The 682-nt window shown below is 38.7% G+C and carries 2 protein-coding genes; both read right to left on the reverse strand.

Going from position 1 to position 682, the window contains the following annotated elements; genetic code table 11:
* Window positions 1-38: 38 nt before the first annotated feature.
* A complete protein-coding gene (gene tnpB, locus ACEN4I_RS13420; RefSeq protein WP_079650431.1) occupies window positions 39-398 on the reverse strand; it encodes an IS66 family insertion sequence element accessory protein TnpB in 360 nt (119 codons plus the stop codon).
* Entirely contained in the window at window positions 388-594 is a 207-nt protein-coding gene (locus tag ACEN4I_RS13425) for a hypothetical protein (protein WP_131832542.1), read from the reverse strand. Before ACEN4I_RS13425 ends, tnpB begins: the two co-directional genes overlap by 11 nt.
* Window positions 595-682 lie beyond the last annotated feature (88 nt).

The following is a 682-nucleotide window of genomic DNA, read 5'->3' on the forward strand; positions in this document are numbered from 1 at the left end:
AAATCATTAAAAAATCGCATTAAATCAAGGCTTTAGGGTTAAAAAGCACCTCCTTTTTGAGCCGTTGAAATGGCTTTAGGTTGATCAATTTTTAATCCTTCCAACAACCAACGAAGTTCCCGTTGGGAAAGCTGTTTGACTTCGCTTTCTGTTCTAGGCCACTGAAGTTTGCCCGAGTCAATTCGTTTATAAAGTAAAGAAAAGCCGTCGTTGTCCCAGAAAAGAGCTTTATACCGATCTGATCGTCGACCGCAGAAGAGGAAGATGACGGTGTCTTGGTATAAATCAAGTTCAAACTGGTTCTGAATAACCATGGCTAATCCGTCAATTCCTTTTCGCATATCAGTATACCCACAAACAATGTAAATCTTTTTGACAGCTGCATAATCAATGATCATGTATCTTCAACTCCTTGAGCAGAGCGTAAAGGATGTACTTATCAACGCCGTTGAATATATTGACTTCAATATCGGCAACTTGAATTTTAATTGCAAGCTTATCTTTAGAAGAGGTTTTAGGATGAGTTATTTCGTTGGTTTTTTGGTCCAGAAGTTGGACGGGGACGATGGGTTGATTATTTTTTTGATCTCGCATAGTAAAAATCCCTCCTGTCTGATTGAGATAAGTCAATCTTACAAGAGGGGAGACAACAATTCTATGCGGTTAATTTTAACGGGCTTAC

Source organism: Desemzia sp. FAM 23990 (genome assembly GCF_045528485.1).
Taxonomy (GTDB): Bacteria; Bacillota; Bacilli; order Lactobacillales; family Carnobacteriaceae; genus Desemzia.